The sequence below is a fragment of the Azospirillum sp. B506 genome (genome assembly GCF_000333595.1).
Classification (GTDB): Bacteria; Pseudomonadota; Alphaproteobacteria; order Azospirillales; family Azospirillaceae; genus Azospirillum.
The window spans coordinates 1-6,306 of the sequence record NZ_BADK01000761.1; the positions used below are offsets into that span (position 1 = coordinate 1).

Here is a 6,306-nt window from a genome sequence, read left to right on the forward strand (position 1 = left end):
CGGCCAAGCGCGGTGAACAGCCGTTCATGATCGACGCTGTCGACCAGAAGGGTCAGCGGACGCCCCTTCAGCCGCAGCATCGGCAGGCCGAACTGACGCTCGGCGGCGCCGTTGGCCTCGCCGACGATGCCGGCGGCGTTCACCGCCAGACAGGCCAGCGGCACCGACTGGAAGAGCTGGAGATATTGCAGGCGCGACGCCTCCAGCGCCTGCTGGGCGCCGCGCAGCTCCTCGTTCTGGATCTCCAGTTCGGCCTGATGGACATACAGCTCGTGCAGCAGTTCCTTCATCGAGGTGGCGGTGACGTCCGATGCCTCGAAATGCCCGCCGCCGAGGATGGATTCGGCACGGCGTCGCAAGCGGCCGGTGGAATCCTCGCTCATTCTTCACCTCCGTCGCCCGTGCCGTGCCCCATGCCGTCGCCGTTCAGCTGCAACTCCATCAGTTTGCGGTTGGTGATGTTGATGTGGCTGACGACGACACCGCCGTCACGGTCGTTCAGGCGGGTGGCATGCATCAGGAACCAGCGCTGTTCATCGGGAGAGTGGCAGGGATATTCGATGGTGAAGTCGTCGGCTTCGCCGTCCAGGATACGGCGCAGCCCGTCATGCACCCTGCGGGCGATGCCGTCCTTTTCCCGCCCCTCCGGGGACAGGCAGACTTCCAGATAGTTGGTGCCGACGCCGCAGCGGTCCGCCACCGCAGCGCCGTTGCGCTGGGCGAAGCCGCGCCAGGCGGCGTTCACCATGACGATCCGGCCATCCCGGTCCGTCACCGCGATATGCTCCGGCAGGCTGTCCAGAACCTTCTGCAGCCGCTCCTGCGCCTGTTTGCTGGCCGTCACGTCGACGAAGGTCACCACCACGCCGCCGACCTGGGTCTTGTCGGTCAGATAGGGCAGGATGCGGGTCAGCACCCAGCGGCCGTCCCGGCGCCCGTCTTGGACGCGGACATGGCGTTCGACCGGATCCTGCCCGGCGAACACCTTGCGGATGTCACTGAAGAAGTCGGGATAATCGATGTTGGTCGACAGATGCGCGATGGAGCGGCCGATGTCGCGCGGGATGATGTTGATGAAGCCGGCCGCCGCAGGGGTGAAACGGCGGATGACGAAATCGCCGTCGAGGAACACCGTGCCGATCTCGGTCGAGCGCAGCAGATTGTCCAGGTCGTTGGTGATCTCGGTCAGCTCCTCCACCTTCGCCTGATATTCGGCGTTGACGGAGTAAAGCTCCTCGTTGACCGACTGCAGTTCCTCGTTGGTGCTCTGCAACTCCTCATTGGAAGCCAGCAATTCCTCGTTGGTGGCCTGCAATTCCTCGTTGGCGGTTTCCAGCTCCTCGATGGTCGCCTGGAGATTCTCGCCGCGCGACAGCAATTCCTGTTCCAGCGCCCGGATGCGCTCGGCGGCATCGGCGTTCAGGTCGAAATCGGAATCCGGCACCGACAGCGGCAGCATGTTGGCGCGGTCCAGCACCACCAGGGCAAAGCGCCTCCCGGTCTTGCGCGCGACATAGGGTTTGACCCGCAGGCTGAGCGCCGCCACCCCGTCGCGGTCCTTCACCGGGATGTTGGACAGCGCGAACTCCTCGCCGGAGCGGAAGGCCCGGTTCAGCGCGGTGCCCGTCACCATGGCGACCGAGGACGGCAGCAGCTTCAGCACATTCAGCGTCGCCTCGCCCGGCGGTACCTTCAGCAGGGACGAGGCGTCGCCGAACACATGCATGATGGTCATCTGTTCATTGACCAGCAGGCAGGGCGGCACATAGGCCTTCATCAGCGTCGCCATCGCCTCGTCGATGGCGGCGCCCTCCTCCATCGCCTGGGACGGCCCCTCGTCGCCATGGCGGGCCAGCGGCGCCGCCACCGTCGGAACCAGCAGCCGCGACAGCCGGAAGGACCCGGCGCGCAGGCTCTGGAAGACCTTGTTGCGGCTGTCGACGGTGTGGAAATCGGACTGGAGGTCGCCCAGCGTCTCGCTGGTGCCGAGGAACAGGAAGCCGCTCTGGCGCAGCGCGTACTGGAACAGGCTCAACACCTTGCGCTGCAACGGCTGGTCCATGTAGATCAGCAGATTGCGGCAGCTCAGCAGGTCGATCTTGGTGAAGGGCGGGTCGCGCATGATGTTGTGGGCGGCGAACACCACCATCCGGCGGATGTCGCGCGACACCATATAGCTGTCGCCCCTTGCGGTGAAGAAGCGGGCCAGCCGTTCCTGCGACACGTCATCGGCGATGGCGCGCGGGTACTCGCCGAGGCTCGCCATCTCGATGCTGTCCTGGTCGATGTCGGTGGCGAAGATCTTGACGTCGACACTGCGGCCCAGCCGCTCCTGCGCCTCGGCGAAGAGGATGGCGAGGGAATAGGCCTCCTCGCCGCTGGCGCAGCCGCAGACCCAGACGCGGATCATGTCGGTCGGGCTGCGGTTGGCGAGCAGGCCGGGGATCATCCGCTCGGCCAGGACGCGGAACGCCGCCTCGTCGCGGAAGAAGCGGGTCACGCCGATCAGCATCTCCTTGTAGAGATTGACCGCCTCCGCACTGTTCCGCCGCAGCAGCGCGGCATATTCCTCCATCGACTCCAGCCCGGCGCCCTGCATACGCCGCTCGATCCGCCGCAGCAGCGTCGCCAGCTTGTAATGCTGGAAATCGACGCCGGTGACGGAGCGGATCACCGCGATGATCTGGGCCAGCGGGTCGTCGCCGTCGTCGGGCCGCTGCCGGCCCGCCTGGCCGGACGTCCGCAGCGGGCGGGCACGGGCCAACGCCTTGCGCGCATGCTCGATCAGCCGGGCCGGCAGTTCCTCGGGCGGCAGGGTGGCGTCGATCTGACCGCTGGCGAGCGCGCTGCGCGGCATGCCGTCGAACTGGGCGGTCTCCGGCTGCTGGACCGCGGTGAAACCGCCGGCCGACTTGATCGCCATCACGCCGCGCGTCCCGTCCGACCCGGTCCCCGACAGGATCAGGCCGATGGCCAGCGGGCCCTGGTCGCGGGCCAGCGCCGTCAGGAAGATGTCGATCGGCAGGCTCATCCCGCCGCCGGCATCCTTGGCGGTCAGCCGCAGACGGCCGTCCTCGATGCTCAGATGCTTGCCCGGCGGCAGCAGATACACGGTGTTGCGCTGGACCGGCACGCCGTCCGTCGCCTGCACCACATCCATGGCCGTGTGCTTCGCCAGCAGGTCGACCATCAGGCTCTTGTGCACCGGCGACAGGTGCTGGACCACGACATAGGCGAGGTCGCTGTCTCCCGGCACCGCATCGAAGAAGCGTTGCAGAGCCTCAAGCCCGCCGGCCGACGCGCCGATCCCGAAGATGCAGCAGGTCTGTTCCGGCGGCGCCTGACCTTCCACCGGGAAAAAGGGGACCTCCGCAGCCGGCGATCCGGCATCAGTTGGGGCGGGCGGAGCCGGAGTTTCCGTTGGCACGGTGATAAACGAGTCCTTCTGGCGTCGGCCTGCCGGTTCCCAATGCAAGCGAGACCCTGCCTATATCCAACGCTTTTGGTTTGGTCAACTTACCTGTCGCAGAGAGACACATTCCAGCATCCTCATTTTAACTGGAATGCCTTCATCTCTTCATCGATTTGACTTTAGATTTATGACTATTGTGTTGCGTCTTAAGCATTATCCCGACGAGCAACCATGCCTGCCCATCCGATAAGGTGAGAAAGCCTGGGATCGCTGGGACGGAGGGGCCTGACGTGCGCGAATTTCCTGCTATGTTTGCTTCCCCAGGCGCCACATCCTGGAGCGCCGGAGGCAAGCAAGGCAGCGGGAACGGGTCATGAGCTTCACCTCGATCTATCGGCACGGATTCGCACGGGTGGCCGCCTGCACCACTCGCGGCACCCCGGCCGATCCGGCGGCCAACGCCGCAGCGGTGCTGGAGGCGGCGCGTGCCTGCCACGACAAATCCGTTGCGGTGGCGCTGTTCCCCGAGCTGGCACTGTCCGGCTATGCCATCGACGACCTGCTGATGCAGGATCCGCTGATCGATGCGGTGGAGCAGGCGATCCTCGATCTGGTCCAGGCGTCGGCGGGACTGATGCCTTTGCTGCTGGTGGGGGCGCCGCTGCTGTATGACGGGCGGCTCTACAACACGGCGGTGGCGATCCACCGCGGCGAGCTGCTGGGCGTGGTGCCGAAGCAGCATCTGCCGAACTACCGCGAATTCTACGAGCGCCGCCAGTTCGCGTCGGGCGCCGGCACCGAAGGCGGCACCATCCGCATCGGCGACCTGACCGCTCCCTTCGGCCCGGATCTGCTGTTCTCCGCCGAAGACCAGCCCGGTCTGGTCGTCCATGCCGAGATCTGCGAGGATCTGTGGGTCCCGGCCCCGCCCAGCACGATGGCGGCACTGGCGGGCGCCACCATTCTCGCCAACCTGTCGGCCAGCAACATCACCATCGGCAAGTCCGACACCCGCCGCCTGCTGGCAAAATCGCAGTCGGCACGCTGCCTGGCCGCCTATCTCTATTCGTCGGCCGGGACCGGGGAATCGACCACCGACCTCGCCTGGGACGGCCAGACCTCGATCTTCGAGAATGGCGAGAAGCTCGCGGAAACCGATCGCTTCCCCGACGGCGCCCAGATGGCGGTCGCTGACGTCGACCTCGACCTGCTGCGCCAGGAACGGCTGCGCCAGGGCACCTTCGACGACAACCGCCGCCTGTTCGGCCAGGCCGCCGGCGGTTTCCGCACCGTCGCCTTCCGGCTCGACGCACCGGAGGAGGATGTCGGCCTGCTGCGCGCGGTGCCGCGCCTGCCCTTCGTCCCGGCTGCCGCCGAACGGCTGGAGCAGGACTGCTACGAGGCCTACAACATCCAGGTCGCCGGGCTGGTGCAGCGGCTGCGCGCCACCGGGATCGGGACGGTGGTGATCGGCGTGTCGGGCGGGCTGGACAGCACCCATGCCCTGATCGTCGCCGCCCGCGCCATGGACCGGCTCGGGCTGCCGCGCACCGGCATCCTCGGCTACACCATGCCCGGCTTTGGCACCAGCGAGGGCACCAAATCCAATGCCTGGAAGCTGATGACGGCGCTGGGGGTGACCGCCAGGGAACTCGACATCCGGCCGGCCGCCAACCAGATGCTCCGGGACATGGGGCACCCCTTCGCCAGCGGCGAGGCGGTGTATGACATCACCTTCGAGAATGTGCAGGCCGGCCTACGCACCGACTATCTGTTCCGCCTCGCCAACCAGCACAACGGCATCGTGCTGGGCACCGGCGACCTGTCGGAACTGGCGCTGGGCTGGTGCACCTACGGCGTCGGCGACCAGATGTCCCATTACAACGTCAATGCCGGCGTGCCGAAGACGCTGATCCAGCATTTGATCCGTTGGGTCGGCCGCACCGGCCAGTTCCAGCAGGCGGTGTCCGAGACGCTGGATGCCATCCTGAAGACGGAGATTTCGCCGGAACTGGTACCGGCGGGGTCGGACAAGGCTCTGCAAAGCTCCGAATCCGTGGTCGGGCCGTACGATCTGCAGGACTTCACCCTGTTCTACGTGCTGCGCTACGGCTTCCGCCCGTCGAAGATCGCCTTCCTGGCCCGCCACGCCTGGGCCGATGTCACCAGGGGCGAGTGGCCGGAGGGCTATCCGCTGGAGAAGCGCCGCGCCTACAGCCCGGCCGAGATCCGCGACTGGCTGCGGGTGTTCCTGCGCCGCTTCTTCGGCTTCAGCCAGTTCAAGCGCTCGGCCATGCCGAACGGCCCGAAGGTGACGGCCGGCGGCTCGCTGTCGCCGCGCGGCGACTGGCGCGCGCCGTCCGACGGCAACGCCCGCATCTGGCTGGAGGAGTTGGAACGCGAGGTTCCGGCGGAGTAGCGGCCTGTCTCTGCAAACTTGCAAAAAAGGCCGGCGCCCCATCGGAGCGCCGGCCCTTCTGTTCTCACTATTCCACTGCTCAGATCGAAATGCGCAGGGACTCGCGGTTGACCGGAGCCGCGTCGGGCGCCGTCATCGGCCGCGGCGGCACGGCCGGGCGCATGCCGGCCGGCGGCTGGCCCGGCGCAGGAACGGCCGGAGCCTGCGGAGCGGCTGCCTGCGGCGTCCCCGGATGCGGCTGGACCGCCTGCTGGGCAGCGACGAACTGGCCCTGCGCGGTCAGGCCGCTGGCGACGTTGCGGTTGATGTTGACCAGCGTGTCGATCTTGCCGAAATCCAGATCGATCAAGCGGTTGGTCGTCTCGCGGTCGACCAGCAGGGACAGGGCCGCGATGTTCGTCCGGACCTCCGGCGGGTGGCCGCAATCCTCTTCGGTGATCGCCGCCTGGAAGATGGTCCACAGGCGCTGGTTCAG

Annotated in this window: 4 protein-coding genes; 1 reads left to right on the forward strand and 3 read right to left on the reverse strand. The window is 67.0% G+C overall.

Annotation, left to right across the window (positions count from 1 at the left end):
* Nucleotides 1–383 (reverse strand): PAS domain-containing protein (locus I71_RS23875; protein ID WP_042699374.1); only part of this gene is annotated, 383 nt, incomplete at its 3' end.
* Entirely contained in the window at nucleotides 380–3,352 is a 2,973-nt protein-coding gene (locus I71_RS23880; protein ID WP_042699377.1) for a chemotaxis protein CheB, read from the reverse strand. The genes I71_RS23880 and I71_RS23875, both read right to left, overlap by 4 nt.
* 433 nt (nucleotides 3,353–3,785) lie before the next feature.
* Here I71_RS23880 and I71_RS23885 point away from each other — a divergent pair, with 433 nt between their 5' ends.
* Nucleotides 3,786–5,831 (forward strand): NAD(+) synthase, encoded by a 2,046-nt coding sequence (locus I71_RS23885; RefSeq protein WP_042699380.1) that lies wholly within the window; start codon nucleotides 3,786–3,788, stop codon nucleotides 5,829–5,831.
* Nucleotides 5,832–5,910: 79 nt separating this feature from the next.
* Here I71_RS23885 and I71_RS23890 read toward each other — a convergent pair.
* The coding region (locus I71_RS23890; RefSeq protein WP_042699384.1) for a flagellar biosynthesis regulator FlaF at nucleotides 5,911–6,306 on the reverse strand (396 nt) is incomplete at its 5' end.